Source organism: Mucilaginibacter sp. UYCu711 (assembly GCF_050433825.1).
GTDB lineage: Bacteria > Bacteroidota > Bacteroidia > Sphingobacteriales > Sphingobacteriaceae > Mucilaginibacter.
The window spans coordinates 212,481-232,926 of the sequence record NZ_JBNPWM010000003.1 but is presented as its reverse complement, the minus strand read 5'-3'; the positions used below and the strand labels follow the sequence as shown (position 1 = coordinate 232,926).

Genomic DNA, 20,446 nt, shown 5'->3' with positions numbered 1-20,446 from the left:
GATGCTAACGGCTATCCAAACTTTTTATAAAAGCGATGAGTTGCTTTTTTTCGGCTGCCGTAAGGTTCAGTTTACCCGTGGCCAATGTTTGGTTCGGTACATTTAAACCTATCCCTGCGCCACCGCCTTTATTATAGAAATCAATAACTTCTTCTAACGATTTATAAACCCCATTGTGCATATAAGGCGCTGTACGGGCCGCGTTACGAACGGCGGTGACTTTAAAGGAGTGGTGGTTAAAAGCAAATGGTGAAATACCGTAAAGCCCCTCATCCGGGTCGATAGCTTTACCTGCTTTGGTTTTAGGTACGCCAATTACTTCGGCATCCATTTGCATATATCGGGGTGGCAGGCTGCCGTTAAACAAAGGCAGGTAGTGGCAAGTTGCACAACGTGCTTTCCCCATAAACAAATTAAACCCTCTTATCTCAGACTGATTTAAGGCGCTGTTGTCGCCGCGCATATAAACATCAAACCGGCTGTTTAGTTCTGTAAGGCTGCGAACATAGCTGGCTAATACGTTCATTATTTCGGCGGTGTCTATAGCCTTGCGGTCAATAACCGGGAACGCATCCTTAAATAGTTTACGATATTCTGCATCCTTCCAAAGCTTACCCGTAGAGATCTGCATATCGCCATGCATCTCGTCCTTATTACTCATTACATCATGCGCCTGGTCCTCCAGCGAGGCGGCCCGCATATCATAAAATTGTGAGGGTTGCAATGCCGCGTTAATCAACGTGGGTGTATTGCGGGTAAGGAAACGTTTCCCTTTAAGATCAAGGTTCTTTGCCAGCCCATCTGTAAAAGCTTTGTCTGGCTGATGACAAGAACCGCAACTACGCATACCATTGCCGGATAGTTGTGGATCAAAGAACAACTTTTTTCCTAAAGCGATCTTTTGTACCGTCGCCGAATCTTCCGGCGCTGCGATGTAGGCGTTACGGTTGAATGCATTACGGTCGAATAGCGTTTCTGTATCCTGTTTTAACAGGCGATTGTACCGGATATCAGGCAGGTGCAATTGCTTATGCAGTTTAGTTAATGCGCGGGTAAGCGGATTGGCGTAATTTATAATAAATGCTGCGCGATCAAACTGGTCAAAATTTGTTGATCTTGAAAGATAATGGATGGCTTGCTGAAAATGATACGGCAATTGTAATTTATAAATCCCTTGGTAACACAGTACCACCTTTTGTGTGCTTTGCAAAGCCGCTGCCGATTCTGCAAAGCATTGGCGAGCCAACGGGTCGTCAAAATCATTCAGCCCCAATATCTCTACTCTGAATATTTCCTGTTTTAAAGCATCCAGTATTTGCCAATCCTGTAGGTTGGCATGCGTGAAATAGTATTGAAATTGCGTTGCATTAGCGGCCAAACTATTTAGCCGCTTGGCTAATTCCTTTTGGGAAGATAAGGTAAACTTTGGGAACAATAATCCTTCAATCACCTGCAGCCCATCTGGCTCAATAACCAATCCTGTCAGTTCGGTTTCGGGTACGGGCGGGCCGTTAACCTGGCGGGTGGTTAGCGGGTCAAAATATTCTACCGCCCACTCCAGGCGTTTGTAGGCCAATCGCGCCTCCCTGAACCGTTGTTGCAGATCTTTGGCAGGGGCGACTTGTAATCGATGTATAGCTGCCAACAAGCCATCTGATTGTATTACAAGTTCCTGTCGAATAGTCTCAGAGGTTGCAATTTTTTCCTTCCGGAAAGCCAATATACAACAGCCGGTAACAGCCAGCAGGCAGGCAATGGTTGCCTTAAAAGTCAAACGCATGGCTCAGCGGATCGGCATGTTCGTCCCGGCTGGTTAATGGTTTTAACTTCCATCTTTTTTCAATAAAAGCCAGGATGCTTACTGTTTCGTATTTATGATGATCGACGTAATTCTTTTTTGCGAATGGCGAAATTATAAGCGCAGGAACGCGTGACCCCGGACCCCATTTGTCTATTTTTGGTGGTGCAATGTGATCCCAAAAACCGCCGTTCTCATCATAGGTCAGGATGATTACTGCATCCTTGCCATTAGGGCCGTTAAGTACTGCATTTATTAATGCAACCGCGTGTTTTTCGGCAACAGCAACAGTAGAACCGCCCGGGTGTTCATTTTCCACCCCGGTGGGTTTAACAAAAGATACTGCAGGTAATGTTCCGTTTTTGGCAGCAGTTAAAAACTCTGACTCATCCTTTAAGTGTTCTTTGCGTGCTTCAGTCCCGGCTGCATAGTTTTTAAAATATACAAAAGGCTGATGATGATAAGAGAACATTGGTGGTGTAGATCCGGCGTTGGCTACGTTCCAACCACCCGAATACCATGCCCATGAAATATTTTTTTCAGAAAGACGATCGCCGATGGTTGGGTTGGTTTGATTGGGTACCAGCCTTTCAAGAACTGCGTTTTTTGGATGAAGATTTATAGAATTAAGTGTGTTTACCGCATAACCGTCCGGGGTTACCGAGCCATCCTTGATCAGTTTTCCAGCCGAGTCCAGCTGTGCCACCATCGTAAGAGGAGCATTTGGAAATACTGGGGTAGCAGCAGCTATCAGCCATTGGTGGTTAAGAAACGATCCACCAAATGCGCTATGAAAAAAGTGATCACATAAAGTATATTGCTTAGCCAAATCATACAATGGGATCTGTGCCGTTTTGTAATAACCCATAGCTAAACCTTTGCTGGTATTATATTGGACGAAATGATCCATCTTACCACCATTTAATTGTAACTGCTCCTGGTAATACTGGTGGGTAACGTCAGGAGTAACCAGATCATTTGGCACATACTGGTCAATATTAAAATAATTATTAGGCAGGTTTGTTGGAAAGGCAGTACTGCGCGGTACCGGCGGCAGCGTAACATAAGGTTGCCCCATAGCATCCCGCTGAATTATGTTTTTCTTTTTAGCATCTGATAGCCCATCAGCACCCGGAAACTCGCCCCATAAGTTGTCAAAACTGTGGTTTTCCATGTAGATAACCACAACATGGTTTACCTTTTCAATACCCGAAGCCGGAACATCTTTTTTATAAGCAGAAGCTGCTATTAACACTATTGCGGCTGCGCTAAGCGCAGCCGCAGCTTTTATTTTCGAAGTTAAGATCATCTTGTACATCTTGGACGTTTTAATATCCATTGGTAAAGTTAATCGGTTTTATATTATTTCGATGTTAATGCAATGATAACTATTGCTGCGTATAAAAATTGTTACGAGATGAAAAGCTTATGGCTAATCATCTAACCCCTTGCCGTTCAATATTTGCGGCATATATTTTTCAACCCTTGCCTGGCGGGTGGCCGATTGTTTGGCTGAAGAAAAATATAGCAGATAAGCCCTTTGCCTACCCGGCGTTAATGCCTCAAAAGCGGTTTTCAATGCAGGAATAGCGTCTAATTTATGCCGAAATTCATCGGGCATTTTAAACTCTTTGGTTTTTTTAAGCTCTACTTTTAAACCGGCTTTTTCTACTTCAATAGCTTCATAGATATAGGCTTTCAGTGTGGGTTCCTGATCAACTATTTCCATTAGACTTGTAAACCTAAGCTGCCGCGCCGACTGCACATTCTCTGTTTGTTGGATCAGCATGCCATCGCCATTATTTAACAATGCGCCTTTAAAAAACAAGATGGCGCAGTACGCTTTAAACGCATGGATCAAAACTACGTTGCTGTTGTTTAAGGTATAACAAGGGACACCCCACTTTAACTCTTCGGTAAGCCCGAAGTCAAGGATGATCATTCTCAATCTCTCCAGTTCTTCCTGCCAATTTTTGGCTTTGATGAAAAAGAAGTCAACTTTAGGGTTCGTAGTCATATAGCTGGTGTTTATGCAAAAATTATACGCTTAACGATCCACGGAAACCTCTGGCAGCATAATAAGACTCCGCGCCATTATGGTATAAAAATACGGTATCGTAACGTCTATCGCAAAAAATGGCTCCCCCAAGTTTTCTGATATCGGCAGGTGTTTTTACCCAGCTTGATGTTTTCAGATCGAACTTGCCAAGTTGCTGCAGCTCACGGTATTGTTCTTCGGTTAACAGCTCAATACCCATATCTGTAGCCATATCAATAACTGTATTTTCCGGCTTATGTTCTTTCCTCGATTCCCAGGCCGCGTTATCATAACAAACACTTCTGCGTCCCTTCGGGCTTTCGGCCGAGCAATCATAAAAAATGTATTCGCCCGTATTTTTATCGTAACCAACTACATCCGGCTCACCGCCGGTTACTTCCATTTCATTAAGCGACCATAATTTTTCAGCGTTAGCTTCCAGCTTTGCCTGTACATCGGCCCAATTAATATTGTTATGACGGTTCCTGTTTTTATCGAAACGAGCTTTTAATGTCCCCAATAGTTCTTCGCGTTGTTGAGGTGATAATTCCTTTTTCATGCTATTATTTAATTAACAAATTGATCTTTCTATCCGCAGGCCTGAAATACCATGATACTATAGTTAGCACCAATAATAATACCGGTCCAAACAATTCTTTTAAATCATCACCTACCGCTAAATGCGAAAATATCGCTCCCGACATGGCAAAGAAAAAACCTGCGTATGCCCATTCTTTCAATAAAGTAAATTTAGGGATTAGCACGGTTATTACACCTATGATTTTCCAAACGGCCAATATCGTCAACAGGTAAACGGGATAGCCCAAACGGGTTAAACTATCCAGTCCACCGGCGCCTTCTTTTGCTTTAAACAATTGTACCGCACCGGTTGCTAGCATCCCCAGGGCAAGCCACACTGTAGCTATCCAATAAATGATCTTATTACGCTTTTCCATGATCTGTTATTTTAATTTGCTTATGATGTCCTGTATGCGGTTATGCGCCATGTTTATGCCTTGTGCAAATGGCAACTGTAGTACCTGGTCTCTTTGTGCAACCGACTCATATACCACATGCATACTGAGTTTGCAGGTCTCTTCCGTCAGCTTTTCAAACTCATAAACCTCCAGTTGTACGCCAAAAGGTGTGCCCTCCATTTCAAAGGTTTTTATGATCTTCTGGTTCGGGATAAACTCGTGAATCACGCCGTTAAACCGGTGTGTATTCCCTTTGGGGTCGGTGGTTTCGTATTGATAGCTGCCGTGTTTTTTACTTTCCAGCTTCAATACTTTGGTCCCCATCCATTGCTCAATAATTTCGGCCTCGGCATAGGCTTTAAATAGTAATGCTATGGGCAAATCAAACTCCCTTGTTATCCTCAGATCCTGCTTGCCATCTTCGGCGTTGATCTTTGTTTTTAGTTCCATGTTATTTGCTTTTATAGTTTTTCATGATGGTTTCCAATTTGTTAAACCGGTCATCCCATAGCTGGCGGAACGGCTCAATAAAGTCGGCTACCTGTTTCATGTTTTTTGCGTTTAGGCGATAGTAAATTTCGCGGCCATTTTGTTCCTGACCCAACAACTCGCATTCGGTAAGTATCTGCAAATGTTTAGATACTGTTGGCCTGGCGGTATCAAAGTTGGCCGCTATAGCGCCGGCTGTCATGGTTTGCGTAGCAACCAATAACAATATTGCCCTGCGGGTAGGGTCGGCTATGGCCTGGAATACATCTCGTCTTAAATTCATTGCGTAGCTATTTGACTACAAATATATATGTAGTTATTTAACTACGCAAATTTTTTGTTAGATTTTTTAATCGAAGGATAACTAACCAGGAAAATTAAAAGCACACATAAGCCTCAATTCATTCGAATTGAGGCTTATGTTATCGATATGAGAAGATTATTTTTTAAATACAGAAAACACCTTCTTGCCGCTGGTTATAATTGCTACCATAGCTAATCCGGCTACCAGTCCAATAGCAAAATCCATAATTATAGCCGGTATGTTCGGCAACAAATGATGTAAGTATTCAATATTATGGACGAAAATTCCGCCGGAGACTAAGATCAACGCAACTGTCCCCACAACACTCAGGATCTTAATAATAACGGGTAAGGATTTAACTAATAACATACCAACGGCTGAAAGAAAACCTTTGTTATTAGCATGTTTTATCAATTTATGGCCGGCATCATCCATCCGTACAATTAGCGCTACTATACCATACACGCCTATAGTGGCCAGCACTGCAACCACCGAGACGGTTACAGCCTGAATAGCTAAACTTTTTTCCGTAACACTTCCCAGCGCGATAATTACGATCTCTATTGACAGGATAAAGTCGGTTGTTATAGCAGATCTGATTTTTACTTTTTCAGCATCGAGGTCGTGCTGTTCTTTCTCTTTTGTTACCTCGTGAGGTGTTTTTGAGTGATGAAAAAAGTATTCAATTATCTTTTCAACCCCTTCGTAAGCCAGGTAAAATCCCCCTAAAACTAAAACGATATTAACAGCAACCGGAAAGATCACACTTAACAGTAAGGCTATGGGGACGATAATCAATTTATTAATAAATGATCCTTTTGTGATGGCCCACAGCACCGGCAACTCGCGTGATGATAAAAAGCCGGTAGCTTTTTCGGCATTTACCGCCAGGTCATCGCCCAATATGCCGGTAGTTTTGGTTGCCGCTACTTTAGTTGTAACCGCTACATCATCCATCAATGCACCTATATCATCCAAAATTGCAAAAAAACCCGATGCCATGTTTAGTTAGTTATGTTGGTGCAAAATACAAATTTAGCTTGTAGCGGGATTACCAGCGAAGCATTTTGAAGTAAATCGGTATATTGCATTACGGAAATTACCTTAACTTATACATAATTAGATAAAATCATGAAAACGCCAACACGCATCAAATACGTGGCATTAATCTGCCTGTTTATCTTGTCAACTACCCTTACATTTGCCGCCGTTGTTAAGCCGGCAACACCGCCTGCCGGTTTTAAAAACCAGTATGCAACGGTTAATGGTGTAAAAATCCATTATGTTATTGGCGGCAAAGGCGAACCTTTGTTACTGGTACATGGTTTCGGCCAAAATTGGTACATGTGGAACCGCTTATTACCAGAGCTTTCTAAACACTTTACCGTTATAGCACCCGATTTGCGTGGTGTCGGCGAATCGGGTAAACCGGTCGGTGGTTATGGCAAAAAGAACATGGCTGTAGATCTGCATGAGCTAATGAAAAAACTGGGGTACCAACGTACAAAAATCGCCGGGCATGATATTGGCCTTATGGTAGCGTATGCCTATGCTGCGCAGTTCCCGGCCGACGTAAAAAAGATTGCCTTGATGGATGCGCTATTGCCGGGCATTGAGCCGGTTTGGAGCCAGGTTAGGGCACAAGCCTGGTGGTTTGGCTTTTTTGGACAGCCTCATTCAGGCGAACTGGTATCAGGAAAAGTAGGCCTTTTTTTTACAGATTTTTGGCCGACTGTAGGGTTTAAAAACAACTCCTTTACCCAAGCCGAAAGAAATGAGTTTATCAGGGCCTATTCAGTACCGGGCGCTACAACCGGTGCGTTCCATTGGTTTGGCGAGTTTTCGCAAGATGCTAAAGACAATATGAAATTTGCAAAAAACAAACTGCCAATGCCTTTATTAGCGCTGGGCGCTGACCATTCTGCAGGATCATATTTGGCTGCACATTCCAGGCTGGTAGCTTCAAATGTGCAGGAAGCAATTATTAAAGATGCGGGACACTGGGTTGTGCAAGAGCAAACTGCCCAGGTTCAAAAAGCCTTGCTGGATTTCTTTTTAAAATAATAATTAGATCAATTGCGGACCGGCAGTAAGTAAGTGGGTGTTTGTATTGATACGCAGGACTTTTATATTTACCCCCGATTAATTACCTCATATTTAAACTCACTTGATGAAACCAACACCGATCAAACAAACAGGCCGTGTGCTATGCGCGGCATTGGCATTGCTGTTAGGCAATTTGCCCTCATTCGCACAAACGATAAATGATGCCGACAGGCACGAAATAGTCACCAAACTTGGCGATAGATTAGTGGCAGTTTATCCCTTCCCGGAGATTAGCGCAAAGTATAAAGAAGCTTTGACCAAATTTGAAGCCGATGGCCATTATAACAATTTGACTGAACAGGAGCTTGCCTCAAAACTGACCGAGGACCTGCGCAAAACACATAAGGATGTGCATCTGCGCGTTTCGCGAAGCATGAATGCCGGTGCAAGAGGAGGAGCAAGGCCACAGGTTAATACCGACGCAAAGTCGAACTACGGATTTAAGAAAGTTGAAATAGACGGTGCAACCTCAACAGCTTATGTGGAAATACCCGGGCCGTTCCTTGGCTCGCAGGAAGCTTTTGAAATGGCTGCCGCCAGCATGGGCATGTGTGCTTACAGCAAATATATTATACTGGATGTTCGCCATAACCCGGGTGGTACCGGGCAAATGGGCCGTTTCCTGGCTTCGTATTTTTACAACCCGGGGCGCGAGCAATTTTATTTGAACGGTTTCTACAAAGATCGTAAACGCGATGAACAGGAGTGGACCTATGCATACACACCTGGCAAACACATGCCCGATGCTAAGGTTTACATCTTAACGGGCAGGGGCACTGGTTCGGCCTCAGAAGGGTTTGCTTACGCGATGCAGAAACTGAAACGCGCCACTATAGTTGGCGATACCAGCGCGGGCGCGGGCATCGCCGGCGGTAATGTACAGTTAGGGCACAACCTGCAGGCATTTGTACCTATTAAAATGGTGGTAGGCCCAAATGATAATGTTGGCTGGGAAGGTATCGGCGTGATCCCCGAAGTACTAACCGGCAAAGAAGATGCCCTGGTAGCAACCCGCAAACTGATATTACAGGATATTCTGAAAACATCAACTGATACCCTACAAAAAGCGGCCGCCCAATGGGTGATAGACAACGATGGCATTGCCGCAAACGCCGCGGTAAATATGAAAAGTAAATATGGTGACCTGGTTGGAAAATACACCAGCGACATTACTGTTACCTACCAAAAAGGTAATTTACTATGGAACAGGGCTGAACCCGGTAAACCGGTTGAAAGCTACATGTTAAAAGAGGTTAAGCCCGACGTGCTGGTTATAACCGATTTAAATGCCAATATTGGTCCTAATGTGTCGCGCGTGTATATAAACCGCGATGCACAGGGTAAAATAGAAAGCCTTACCCGTAAAACACTTTTAGGGAACGGCAATATATCTGGCGCAGGACAGCCAATTAAGAAAGTTTAATAAAAGCATCAAAATAATTGGAAACCTCAGGCCGGAAGGCTTGAGGTTTTTTTGTTATTACCATCGCTGTTTGTAGCTTTATATTAATAAGGTGCCATAAATTAAATGTTCGGAAACTAATATGTGTAAGGTTTACAACACTATAGGCTGTTTAACTACGATAAAGGCTCATTTGCGCACAAACAATGTTAAGGGATATCAATCGGTAAATGAACTAATCACTTTTAAGGAAAATTACATTGTTAAACGACAACAAATCATTTCAAATCATCAGCCTTTAATAGATCAAGAAAGAAACTTGCTTGCTATTGAGGTAGTTGAATTAAATGAAGCTATCAAGGCGAAGAAAATTGAAGTTGAATACCAACTGACATCGAGCCTTGAAAGTTTAAAGCATAGGTTAGAAAACTTGTCTGTTACGAAAGGGAACCTCATTCAAACAATTATTTGTTACATTAAAAAAATCCGACTCAAGCAAGAAATAGATTTTCACAAACATAGTTTTAATTCTAAAATTTCAGATGCTGTTGAAAACTTGGCTCAGGAGTATAATAAGAAAAACGACCGTTTTCAGTTTTTAAATTCAAGTCCTGAAGTTGCAGTAATGCAAAGTTGTTCTTCAGAATTGCAAGAGCTTGACAGGCAAAAGAATATTATTGACGAAATAAATAATTCGATTTACGGCGCTATAGGCGAGCAAAAAGTGGTAAGAGAATTAGAAAAATTAAACGATGATTATATTTTGATCAATGATTTTACCTGCAACTTTCATCCTGCTATCTATAATAAAAATGAAAACGATTACATTAAATCTGTTCAAATAGACCATCTCTTAATAGCCCCTTCAGGTATTTTTTTAATAGAAACAAAAAACTGGAGTGAACAATCATTACATAATTTAAATCTTTATTCTCCTGTTCAACAAATAAAACGTGCGAACTTTGCTATATATAGAATATTAAATGGAGAATTTTCAAATCAAAAATTAAGATTAAAAGAACATCATTGGGGCGACAGAAAAGTTTCGATAAGAAATCTGATCGTTTTGATAAATCATAAACCTATCGAGGAGTTCAAGTATGTTAAAATTCTAACGGCAGATGATTTAATAAGATATGTCAGCTATTTTGATCCGTGTTTTTCTAAAGGAGAAACACAAATGATTGCTAACCATTTACTTAGATCTTAAATCACTTCGCTGTCTGAAGTTTGCAACCTCAGGCCATTATGCCCGTAGTCTTCGGCTACATTACGAATACTTTCACTATGATCTGGTTTGCGCCGCAGCTATAAATGACAAAGCAAGCCCGGCGATTATGAATATTGATTTTTTTGATGCGCCACGCATAAATTATTGAACGGTTTTCGTCTGTATTAATTGTTTGTGTTGCTGTTCTGGATCATGCCTTGGTATAATACGTTTCCAGTTCTTTTAAACGCGCCAACTGGCCGGGTCTTGGATTGATAAATGGTCGTGCCTTCCTGATGAGAGCAAGCGCATCTTCTAAGGTCAGCCCGGTTTTAAGCAGGTAGGCTGTTGCCATGGTCGGTCCACGGCCCAGTCCCTGGCGGCAATGGATATATACTTTGCCGCCGTTTTTGATCTCCGCATCAGCGAAATCGGCGCCTTGTTGCAAAACCTCCAGCGGTGGTGGCGTATTATCGGGTGTTGGCAGATGTAGATAATGAAAACCTTCGTGTTGCGCCTCGCTGTATACCGAATGCATCCGCATATTGATAATAGCCGTCACGCCTAAGGCCTTCAGTTTGCGTAAACCCACCAAATTATACTGGCTGCCCAGGAAAAGGTTAGCCGTTATCTGGCAGCGCTTCAGGCGTGGCATGCCAAACATTACCCGGTAAATATTATCTGAACTGTACTGTAGGAATAAACCCGCCAATGTAATAACACTCTTAAGTTTTGTTAGCATAAACTATTTTTTTGAACAGGAACCAGCAACCAGATCGAACCCGGTACTACTTCGATCTTTAATTTTTTGGCGGACCGTTCCGCATCATCACAAATAAACGTTTGTTTCTTAGACATGTGGATCACTACCTTTTTACATGCCCAATGCTGTAACACCGAAGACTTCTGTTGTAATAGTGCGCTGCCCGCCACCCTTAGCAACGAGCTAAAATTCGTATCCTGCATTAAAATTACATCAAGCAGGCCGTCGGTCACGCTAATCCCCGGCTGCAGCTCAAAATCACCGATCCCCATATTGCCGGAATTAGTTACCGTCAGAGCAACCCCGCTAACGTCCACCTTTTTCCTGTCAATCTCCAGCAGGTAATTAACAGGCTTTGCCGCCGCCACTGTTTGAACCGCTGTTAGTCCATAAGCCAGCTGCCCTATCTTATCCTTTAAGCTCCGGTCTGCCTCCGTCACCATAGCCGCCATGATCCCCAGATTTACCCGCAACAGGAAAGGTTCGCCGTTAACCAAACCCATATCTACTGCTTTGATTTTATGCCTCCCCGCGCGCAGTAATTCCAGCGCCTCCATCGTATCCAGTGGGATATTCAATTCCTTTGCCATCACATTCGCTGTACCACCCGGGATGATGGCTATCGGTAATGCCGTCCCGTATAATGCAGCCGCTACCGCTGTTACACAGCCATCGCCTCCATATACTGCAACCAAATCTGTTTTGCCGATAAGAGAACGCGCAATCTCTCCCGCACCCTTATCCTTCTTCGTCACCGAAACATCCCAATTTATCCGGCTGTTCACAAACGTCTTATTAATATAGGACAAAATAGGCTCTTCCTTACCCGATGCAGGGTTAATGATAAAATGGATATGTTTAAACGTCACTAACAGTCAACACCTGATGATCTGATAAGTTTAGACAAGGGTGAAGTTTATCAAATGGTAATGTTAATTTTATATATACCCGGCATGTCTGGTCAGAAAAGTTATTGGTCACATATTCTATTATCTTGTTCAACCAGTCAGATTTTTATAGTTTTGATTATATAAACCAATTACTATATGAAACTAACAACGCAACAAATAGCTGATTACCGGCACGACGGTTATTTGGTGGTCAAGAACTTTTGCGCACCTAAGGAAATTGATGCTTTATACAAAGTTGCTATAGCCGATGATGTTATGACCAAAAATGCGCTCGATTTAAACGACCAATCGGGCAAAAAAACCAGGCTTTCACTTTGGTATACCCCCGGCAATGATGTTTTTAGTTACTTTATCCGAAGCGAAAAAGTGGTGAGATCGGTAGCCCAATTATTGGATGGTGATGCCTCGGTTTGCCATTTTCATTCAAAGCTGATGCAGAAAGAACCTAAAGTTGGCGGCGCCTGGGAATGGCACCAGGACTATGGTTATTGGTATAAAAATCAGTTTATGTTTCCTGATCAGATGATGAGCATAATGATAGCATTAACGCCCGCCAGCAAACAAAACGGATGTTTGCAGGTAATAAAAGGCTCGCATAAGTTGGGGCGCGTAAATCACGGCTTTGCAGGCGAACAGGTGGGCGCCGATATGACAATGGTAAATAATGCATTAAAAACCATGGAATTGGTTTACTGCGAAATTGAACCCGGCGATGCTGTGTTTTTCCACAGTAACTTATTGCATCGCTCTGAAGCTAATCTATCCGATCATTCGCGCTGGTCGCTTATTTCGGTTTATTCCCTACAGTCCAACCTGGCTTATAATGAACCATCAGGATCGTGGAAAACTCCGGTTAACTTAGTGCCCGATGGGGCAATACTGGAATGGGAGGCGGGCTCACTATCGGATGCGGATTTTTTAAAGAAAGAAAATGACGAGGCCTTAAAAGAAACAGGCTGGGAAAACTAATATCAAAAAACATGAATATAGCCATACTTGGGACCGGTTTTATAGCCCGTTTTTATGCAGACGCGTTACAAAGTCAGCGTCGTAAAGATGTAGTACGCGTAGCGTATTCCAGGAACGAAGCCCGTGCCAAAAAATTTGCCGATGATTATCATCTGCCATACTACTTTACTGATATAAATGAAGCGGTTAGCCACCCTGAAACAGATGTGGTGGTTATTGCATTGCCTAACAATTTGCATGAGGAAGCCGTATTGGCTTGCGTTAAAGCAAAAAAGCATGTGCTTTGCACCAAACCATTAGGCAGGACAGCAGCCGAAGCCAAACGCATGCTGGAAGCGGTAGAAAATGCTGGTGTATTTGGAGGGTACCTGGAAGATTTATGTTACACACCAAAATTCCTAAAATCATGCGAAAGCATCAGGGCTGGTAGTATAGGACGCATATTATGGGCAAAATCAAGAGAAACGCATCCGGGCCCGCACAGCGAATGGTTTTGGGATAAAGCCCAATCAGGCGGTGGGGCGATAATAGACCTCGGGTGCCATTGCGTAGAGATAAGCCGAAATTTTATAGGTAAAAACACCCGCCCGATTGAGGTAATGTGCTGGGCTGATACCCAGGTACACCCTATTGAGGCAGAAGACCATGCAATTGGCCTCGTAAAATATGCCGATGGCGCTATTGGTCAGTTCGAGGTAAGCTGGGCATTTCGTGGCGGTATGGACCTGCGCGATGAAGTAATGGGTACCGAAGGGACTATCTGGCTAAATGGATTTCTGCGTACCGGTTTTGAAATGTTCAGCACCGGGAAAGGGGGCTACGTGGCCGAAAAATCTGAAACTGATAGCGGCTGGCTTTTTCCTGTTGGCGATGAAGTGCACGATTTGGGTTACTCAAATATGTTTACAGATATGTTTGATGCCATTGAAGCAAACCGACAGCCGCGTGAAAGTTTTTATGACGGCTATATTGTTAATTGCATTTTAGATGCGGCCTATCTGTCGGTAAAAACACGTGCCTGGGAACCTGTAAAAATTGATGACTGGCGAGGCAATGATATAGCAGCTACTACATCTCATTTTATTAATTATGATAATGAGCACTACCTGATAAAAGAGGAAATATTGCCTGACGGCAAAAAAATATTGATCCTAAAACACCAACAAACCGGTGAAGTGACCAGGAAGCAATCCTGAATAAAAATATTGTACACAACTGCAGCCTTTCTTAAAAATAGACAATGATGAGATGGTTGATAAAGCGAGGCCACGATTTTGTTGGAAGTATTGCCCATTTTGAATTGTGTACCTAATCCGCTACTTTCCCAAACAAAAAAGCCCTTAGATCATCTCTAAAGGCTTCATCTTCTTTCGGTAGACGGAACAGGTCAAATCTCGAACTTTTTGGATGATCTGCAAGCGATTAAAATAAGTTCCATGTAACTTTTTATTTAGCAGTGAGTCTTGTATACTAATAAAAATTCGTCCATAAAATTATGAAACTTTTGCTATTTCTGTGCTTCGTATACAGCTTTTCTTTGCCACTTCATGCGCAACAAAACGAAGCTGTGAATATCGCTACTATAGACAGTATTCAATCCAAAATCCTACATGAAAAAAGAAAGATCTGGATACATCTGCCCACATCGGCGAGTACTGACAAAAAGAAAAAATATCCTGTTCTATATCTGCTAGACGCCGAATGGAATTTTAACGGTGTTGCTGGCATGATAGATTTTTTAAGCGCCATTAACGGAAACAATTTTTGCCCCGAAATGATCATTGTGGGCGTACCTAATACCAACCGCACACGGGACCTTACGCCAACTAAAGTGACCAACGGCCTGTTCATTGATCAAAATATGGCCGCCAATTCAGGCGGTGGCGAAGCCTTTACCGCTTTTATGGAAAAAGAACTTGTCCCTCATATTGATTCACTTTATCATACTTTGCCCTACCGGATGCTGGTCGGACATTCGCTCGGCGGGATCTTAGTAATCAATACCCTGGTCCATCATCCGCATATTTTTAAAGCATACTTGGCCATTGAACCCAGCATGTGGTGGGATCATCAAAAACTTTTAAAGGAAACTGCGGAAGCCCTTCAGTCAGGTAACTACACCGGCCAATCAGTGTTTTTGGCTATGGCCAATACGTTGCCACCCGGTATGGATACAGCGGCGGTTCAAAAGGATACCGTTCCCGGAACCATTCACCCGCGCTCCATATTGCAATTACACAACTATCTGATGAGAAACCCGCAAAATGGCTTAGACGCAAGTTTCAAATACTATCCGGATGATACCCATTCTTCTGCCCCTTTGATCGCCACTTATGATGCCCTGCATTTTATTTTTCAGGATTATGCTTTAAAGTTCCAGGACAGCTATTTTACTGATCCCGGTTTTAAACTTGCCGCATACCTTCAGGCGCATTATGCACATATCAGTGCCAAGTATGGGTTTGTATCTGAAGATAGTCGCTCTTTGCTGCCTCCGGAAGACTTGGTGAATAACCTTGGCTTTTTTATGATGCAACGAAAACAGTTTGGGAAGGCTGAGGAAATGTTTACGATGAATATAAAAAACTATCCGTCCGGTTCATTGGCTTACCGGTACCTTGGCGATCTGTTTGCGGCCAGGGGCGACAAAAAAACTGCTGTAGGGAATTACAGAAAAGCGTTAGAGCTGAAAGAAGATACTGAAGCAAGAAAGAAATTGAATGACTTGCAACAATCGGTCAAATGATCACTTTTCTTTTTGCGATGTGTCCCTCTACCTCAACACATGAGCGTAGAGGGACACATCGCAAATTTTGACATAAAAAAGCCCCTGATTCTTCATCAGAGGCTTTCAGGTAGACGGAACAGGTCAAATCTCGAACTTTTTGGGGGATTTGACATCGTTAAAAGGATTTATTAATAATCCTATACATCCTCGCCATAATATTTTATAGATTAAGTTATATGCCTATAATGCATCCAATTCAACTACTACTGCCAAACAATTACATCCGCCGGTTTTAGTATTTGGGTGCCAATTAAAATCTTATCTTTTGTGGATAGAGGCACTGTGTAAGGTTTGGGCGAATAATTTACGCCAACCCAAAAACCATCGCGCCATTCCAGCATCACCCCCTCGGGCAAATTACGCACAACAATGCCTGCACGCTGATATACTTTTTGTAATACCGCTTTTTCTAAACTGCCGTCATCGGTATCGGGGCCTACATAGGTTACTGTGCCTTTACCCAACTTGCGCGACATTACGGCCACACTGCCTGCATAATATTGATTAGTATAGCTTGCCCAAACTTCTGTGCCCGGATCCGGGGTAATAATATCTGCCCAGTTGTTCCATTTGTAGTTTCGGGTGCTCATTTTTATAGTGCCAAATACAGTATCAGGTAATAAATCATAAAAAGATATCTTGCCGCCTATCAATTTGTAAATAGGCTCTGCAAACTTCATCTCCCATAATTTAGCGTTCCGGTTTTTTTGTCCGGTCCGGGTAGTAATTACCAAATGACCGCCATCTTCAACATATTTAGTCCAGCGCGTTACTAAATCTGCATCCAGCAACTGGTATGATGGCGCTACCATCACCGGGTATTTAGAAAAATCTTTATCCTCGGTAATAACATCTACAGGTGCGCCCAATTGTTTAAGCGCGTTGTAATAATGCATCATATGTTTTTCAAAACTCCATTGATTGCTTTGCGGCTGGTTATCTTCTTCCCAGCGATTATCGGGATTATAAAGCAATGCCGTTAAGCGTGCGGCATGCTCTTTAGGTATTTGCGCATTGGAATTGTACAATTTTTTAAGGCCCTTCAGTTCTTTAATCACCTTAATATATTCGAGCCCGCTGGTGCTTGGTGTAACACCGTCGGGGCCAATAATGCCGTAATGGTATTGTTCGCCGCCAATTAAGGGTTGTTTAAAACGATAGTTGCACACAAATTTATTGCCGCCGGCAAAAGCATGCCATATCCACATACGCACCACGCCGGGCATGGGCTGCGGGTTAAATTTGCCCCAGTTAACCTGGCCAGGCTGCAGTTCCATCACCCCTGTAATGCCGTTGATAGATCTGAACAGATCATTTGAAAAAGCGATGCTGGTTGACGATCCAATTCGAAATCCTTGCGGCCCTATACCTTTATCGTACCCGGCAACAAGGTATTTGGTATAGCTATTAAAATCAAGACTGGTAATTTTTGTGGGATCAACCGGTGGTTCGCCAGGCATAAGATTGGTGGTTATCCATTGCTCGGGCGCGATGTACTTGCGCAATATTTTGTACTGCATGGCCAAAAAGTCGTTCACTTCATCGTTACTAAAGCGTTTAAAATCGAGCACGGCACTTGGGTTTGGCTGTGCTATTAATTCTTTGCTGTTGGGGATGCGCACCTGATCGAAATTACTATAAACGAGGCTCCAAAAAGCAGTTCCCCAGGTTTTGTTCAGGTTATCTATAGTGGTATACTTTACTTTCAGCCATTTACGAAAACTGATCTGCGCTGCAGGGCTGTAATCATACTGGCCATAGTGTGATGGTTCGTTATCCAACTGCCAGCCCCATATGCGTTTGTCGTTAGCGAAATGCTTAGCCACTGCCCCTACCATTTTGCTGACATACTGACGATAAACCGGACTGGACCATGATATTTGCTGCCTTGACCCATGCTGCATAGTAATGCCCATATCGTTCACCATTAATATTTCGGGGTGTTTTTCGGCCAGCCAGGCGGGCGGTGTTGGGCTTGATGTACACATGATAACTTTGATACCGTTAGATCTGGCCAGGTCTATCGCTTCATCTATCCATTTAAAATCAAACTTGCCCTCTTCTGGTTCAATAAAAGCCCAGGCAAACTCGCCAAAGTGAGTGAAGTCAAACCCTACTTCGGCCATCTTTTTTAAATCACGCTCCCAGTATTCATGCGGCCATTGCTCGGGATAATAGTAAGAGCCGATGGGCATCAGGTCGCTTTTATTAAAAAAATCTTTCGTTTGGGCTTGGCACATACCAACTGAAAAAAACAGTAGGGTGGCCAAAAAACTGGTTCTTTTTAAGCTCATATTTATGGTTTTGGCAGGGTTATCCTTTATCGTGAGGTGTTCTTAGATTACAAACCGAACTTTTTTATAGTCATTACAGCGACAAGAAAGTTGGGGTTGGTTACCATGTAATTCAGCAAAAACTTTGTACAAACAAATACTAACTATTATACAATAATAGCAAAATTATTGCCATATCTGGCGCCTTTTCGAAAGTTTAAACGTCTTTATTTTTTTATTTTGAAACGGAATTTAATTCATTTGTCTATAAAAATGGTATTTTTTTCATTTAAAAAGCATTGTTTATTGTAATGTATGTACATTTATAATGTTTTTTTAATAAAATTAACATCTACTTCACATGAAAAGCTTTTTTTTGTCAAAGTAAGTTATACATTTGAAAAACCAATCAATGCCTTTATTTTACCGATATTCGGATGCTGAACTATTAAAACTCCTGCAAACAGGGGATGGCGACGCATTTGATAAACTATACGAAAGGCATTGGGACAAGGTTTATAGTCAGGCCTTTAAAGGGCTGCATGATGCCGATATGGCCAAAGATATTACCCAGGAGGTATTTGTTTATCTTTGGACAAACCGTCAGTCTTTGCGTATTCAAAACCTTCCGGCTTATTTATTTTCATCGGTACGTAATAATGTATTCAGGCAGTTAAAACAACAACAATTATTCATTCCCATTCCTGACTTAATTGAAACACTAAAGTGCTATGCTAGCGCCGCGGATGCCCGTTTGCTGCACGATGAATTGCTGCATGCATATAGCCGCCTGGTAAAATCATTACCACCGGCTCAACAAACAATATTTAAAATGCGTTACCAGGAAGACCTATCTACCAGCGAGATAGCTTCGCACTTAAATATCTCGCGTAAAACGGTACAAAATCAGCTTACCAGGGCCGTAGCGCTATTACGTGCGTCGCTAATGGCGGCAATTGCCATTCTTACTATTGTAAAAAAATAGGCTTAAATTTTTTTATTTTTTTTGTGGGACTTTTTACTTCATGGTACTCATGTGGTAAGAAGATATGAACAAAACCCAATTTTTAAGCCTACTGCAGCGCCACCTTGAAGGTAAGGCCACATCCGAAGAAACAGCTTTTTTGCATGCTTATTATAACGTATTTATTACCGACAAGGATGTAATGGAACTGCTGGACGGACACGAAAAGGAAAAGCTAAAGCTTGCTATTCGGGCGGCTATCAATAAACAGATTGCGCAGGAGAATAAAGTAGTAAGGCTGCCGGCACGTTGGCCGCGTATGGCTGCCGCAGCTACAATATTGTTTGTATTTGCTGCCAGTCTTTATTTTTTACTGCCAAATAACGCGCAGGTTCCTCCAAAAGTTAGTGCCCTTAATAAACCTGTTATTATTCCAGCGGGTAGTAATAAGGCCATTCTTACACTTAACAATGGCCAGCAAATATCATTAAATGATGCATCAAGCGGGCAGTTAGCGGTACAAGGTGCAACATCTGTGCGTAAAGCAGCTAATGGCCAGATTGATTATCAAACTGACGGATTTATTACAGCCGGAGAAGGAATGTACAATACACTAACCACGCCACGGGGCGGTCAATACCAAATGATACTTGCCGACGGAACTAAAGTGTGGTTAAACGCGTCGTCATCTATAAGGTACCCGGTATCATTTGCGGGCAGCAGCAAACGCGAGGTGCAAATAACCGGCGAAGCCTATTTTGAGGTGATGCATAATGCCAGGCAACCGTTTAGAGTTATTGCTAATGATGTTGCTATTGAGGATCTGGGTACCGAATTTAATGTTAACGCCTATGCCGACGAACCTCTGATGCGCACTACCCTGGTATCGGGCAGTATTAAGATCCATCATGATGGGCGCGAAGCTTTAATAGCCCCGGGTATGGAAGCTTTGATAAAAACGGCAGACCCAACTATTAAAGTTAATAACGCCGATGTGGATGAGGCGATAGCCTGGAAAAATGGGCAAACTTTGTTTACCAATGAAAATATACAAACCATTATGCGGCAGGTAGCCCGATGGTATGATATAGATATAGCTTATGAAGGCAATATCTCCGATCGACGGTTTGACGGTGGTATCTCAAGGAAATCAGATCTGTCAGCAGTGCTTAAGGTGCTGAAATTAAATGGCATTAACTATAAACTGCAAGGCCGTAAGATCATTATCAAATGAAACCAATTACTAAAATCAAAATAATGAACCGTTTAAACACCAAAGCCTATGATTAAAGCCCGGAACTTTTTTCTATAACTACTTAAGCGAGGGCTGCTCAATAAAAAACCGGAGGTGCTGTAACACCGCCGGTTAAATATCTGGGCTGACCCTATTTCCCCAAAAGGAAAAATTTGCAATTGACAATCACATTCAACCCAAACATGTAAAAGTATGAAAT

19 protein-coding genes are annotated in these 20,446 nt (G+C 42.5%); 8 read left to right on the top strand and 11 right to left on the bottom strand.

Going from position 1 to position 20,446, the window contains the following annotated elements:
• Positions 1-4: 4 nt before the first annotated feature.
• From ABIB50_RS08225 to ABIB50_RS08190, 8 genes are all read right to left on the bottom strand, one after another.
• Positions 5-1,780, bottom strand: coding sequence for a cytochrome c peroxidase (locus ABIB50_RS08225; protein ID WP_429378821.1), 1,776 nt, complete (start codon positions 1,778-1,780; stop codon positions 5-7).
• The gene (gene acpA, locus ABIB50_RS08220; protein WP_429378819.1) at positions 1,764-3,137 is read right to left on the bottom strand and encodes an acid phosphatase; all 1,374 of its coding nucleotides are present in this window, start codon (positions 3,135-3,137) and stop codon (positions 1,764-1,766) included. Before acpA ends, ABIB50_RS08225 begins: the two co-directional genes overlap by 17 nt.
• 93 nt (positions 3,138-3,230) lie before the next feature.
• The gene (locus ABIB50_RS08215) at positions 3,231-3,815 is read right to left on the bottom strand and encodes a YdeI/OmpD-associated family protein (protein WP_429378818.1); all 585 of its coding nucleotides are present in this window, start codon (positions 3,813-3,815) and stop codon (positions 3,231-3,233) included.
• A 22-nt stretch (positions 3,816-3,837) separates the two neighbouring features.
• Complete coding sequence (locus tag ABIB50_RS08210; protein WP_429378816.1) at positions 3,838-4,395, bottom strand: DUF4256 domain-containing protein; 558 nt, start codon at positions 4,393-4,395, stop codon at positions 3,838-3,840.
• 4 nt (positions 4,396-4,399) lie between these two features.
• Complete coding sequence (locus tag ABIB50_RS08205; protein ID WP_429378814.1) at positions 4,400-4,792, bottom strand: DoxX family protein; 393 nt, start codon at positions 4,790-4,792, stop codon at positions 4,400-4,402.
• 6 nt (positions 4,793-4,798) lie between these two features.
• Positions 4,799-5,263: an SRPBCC family protein gene (locus ABIB50_RS08200; RefSeq protein WP_429378812.1), complete on the bottom strand. Its 465-nt coding sequence runs from the start codon at positions 5,261-5,263 to the stop codon at positions 4,799-4,801.
• Position 5,264: 1 nt separating this feature from the next.
• Entirely contained in the window at positions 5,265-5,585 is a 321-nt protein-coding gene (locus ABIB50_RS08195; RefSeq protein WP_429378810.1) for an ArsR/SmtB family transcription factor, read from the bottom strand.
• A 156-nt stretch (positions 5,586-5,741) separates the two neighbouring features.
• Entirely contained in the window at positions 5,742-6,608 is an 867-nt protein-coding gene (locus tag ABIB50_RS08190; RefSeq protein WP_429378808.1) for a DUF808 family protein, read from the bottom strand.
• Between the two features lie 129 nt (positions 6,609-6,737).
• Here ABIB50_RS08190 and ABIB50_RS08185 point away from each other — a divergent pair, with 129 nt between their 5' ends.
• The 3 genes from ABIB50_RS08185 (at position 6,738) to ABIB50_RS08175 (ending at position 10,324) form a co-directional block, all read left to right on the top strand.
• Positions 6,738-7,670: an alpha/beta fold hydrolase gene (locus tag ABIB50_RS08185; RefSeq protein ID WP_429378807.1), complete on the top strand. Its 933-nt coding sequence runs from the start codon at positions 6,738-6,740 to the stop codon at positions 7,668-7,670.
• Between the two features lie 106 nt (positions 7,671-7,776).
• Positions 7,777-9,135: a S41 family peptidase gene (locus tag ABIB50_RS08180; RefSeq protein ID WP_429378805.1), complete on the top strand. Its 1,359-nt coding sequence runs from the start codon at positions 7,777-7,779 to the stop codon at positions 9,133-9,135.
• 121 nt (positions 9,136-9,256) lie between these two features.
• On the top strand, positions 9,257-10,324 hold the full coding sequence (locus ABIB50_RS08175; protein ID WP_429378804.1) for a nuclease-related domain-containing protein: 1,068 nt from the start codon (positions 9,257-9,259) through the stop codon (positions 10,322-10,324).
• A gap of 211 nt (positions 10,325-10,535) precedes the next feature.
• On the opposite strand, the gene ABIB50_RS08170 is transcribed toward ABIB50_RS08175, so the two are convergent.
• Complete coding sequence (locus ABIB50_RS08170; RefSeq protein ID WP_429378802.1) at positions 10,536-11,066, bottom strand: protein-tyrosine phosphatase family protein; 531 nt, start codon at positions 11,064-11,066, stop codon at positions 10,536-10,538.
• Positions 11,060-11,956 carry a diacylglycerol/lipid kinase family protein gene (locus tag ABIB50_RS08165; protein WP_429378800.1) on the bottom strand — a complete coding sequence of 299 codons (897 nt, stop codon included), beginning with the start codon at positions 11,954-11,956 and terminating at the stop codon, positions 11,060-11,062. The genes ABIB50_RS08170 and ABIB50_RS08165 overlap by 7 nt, the downstream gene beginning before the upstream one ends.
• Before the next feature lie 177 nt (positions 11,957-12,133).
• On the opposite strand from ABIB50_RS08165, the gene ABIB50_RS08160 reads away from it, so the two are divergent.
• From ABIB50_RS08160 to ABIB50_RS08150, 3 genes are all read left to right on the top strand, one after another.
• Positions 12,134-12,967, top strand: a complete 834-nt coding sequence (locus tag ABIB50_RS08160) for a phytanoyl-CoA dioxygenase family protein (RefSeq protein ID WP_429378799.1) — start codon at positions 12,134-12,136, stop codon at positions 12,965-12,967.
• Positions 12,968-12,978: 11 nt separating this feature from the next.
• The gene (locus tag ABIB50_RS08155; RefSeq protein WP_429378797.1) at positions 12,979-14,163 is read left to right on the top strand and encodes a Gfo/Idh/MocA family protein; all 1,185 of its coding nucleotides are present in this window, start codon (positions 12,979-12,981) and stop codon (positions 14,161-14,163) included.
• 299 nt (positions 14,164-14,462) lie between these two features.
• On the top strand, positions 14,463-15,713 hold the full coding sequence (locus tag ABIB50_RS08150; RefSeq protein WP_429378796.1) for an alpha/beta hydrolase-fold protein: 1,251 nt from the start codon (positions 14,463-14,465) through the stop codon (positions 15,711-15,713).
• A gap of 245 nt (positions 15,714-15,958) precedes the next feature.
• Here the strand turns inward: ABIB50_RS08150 and ABIB50_RS08145 are convergent, their stop codons facing one another.
• Complete coding sequence (locus ABIB50_RS08145) at positions 15,959-18,049, bottom strand: beta-galactosidase (protein ID WP_429378795.1); 2,091 nt, start codon at positions 18,047-18,049, stop codon at positions 15,959-15,961.
• Positions 18,050-18,440: 391 nt separating this feature from the next.
• Here ABIB50_RS08145 and ABIB50_RS08140 point away from each other — a divergent pair, with 391 nt between their 5' ends.
• Both ABIB50_RS08140 and ABIB50_RS08135 read left to right on the top strand, forming a co-directional pair.
• On the top strand, positions 18,441-19,013 hold the full coding sequence (locus ABIB50_RS08140) for an RNA polymerase sigma factor (protein ID WP_429378793.1): 573 nt from the start codon (positions 18,441-18,443) through the stop codon (positions 19,011-19,013).
• Between the two features lie 64 nt (positions 19,014-19,077).
• A complete protein-coding gene (locus tag ABIB50_RS08135; RefSeq protein ID WP_429378791.1) occupies positions 19,078-20,226 on the top strand; it encodes a FecR family protein in 1,149 nt (382 codons plus the stop codon).
• The last annotated feature ends 220 nt before the right edge of the window (positions 20,227-20,446 follow it).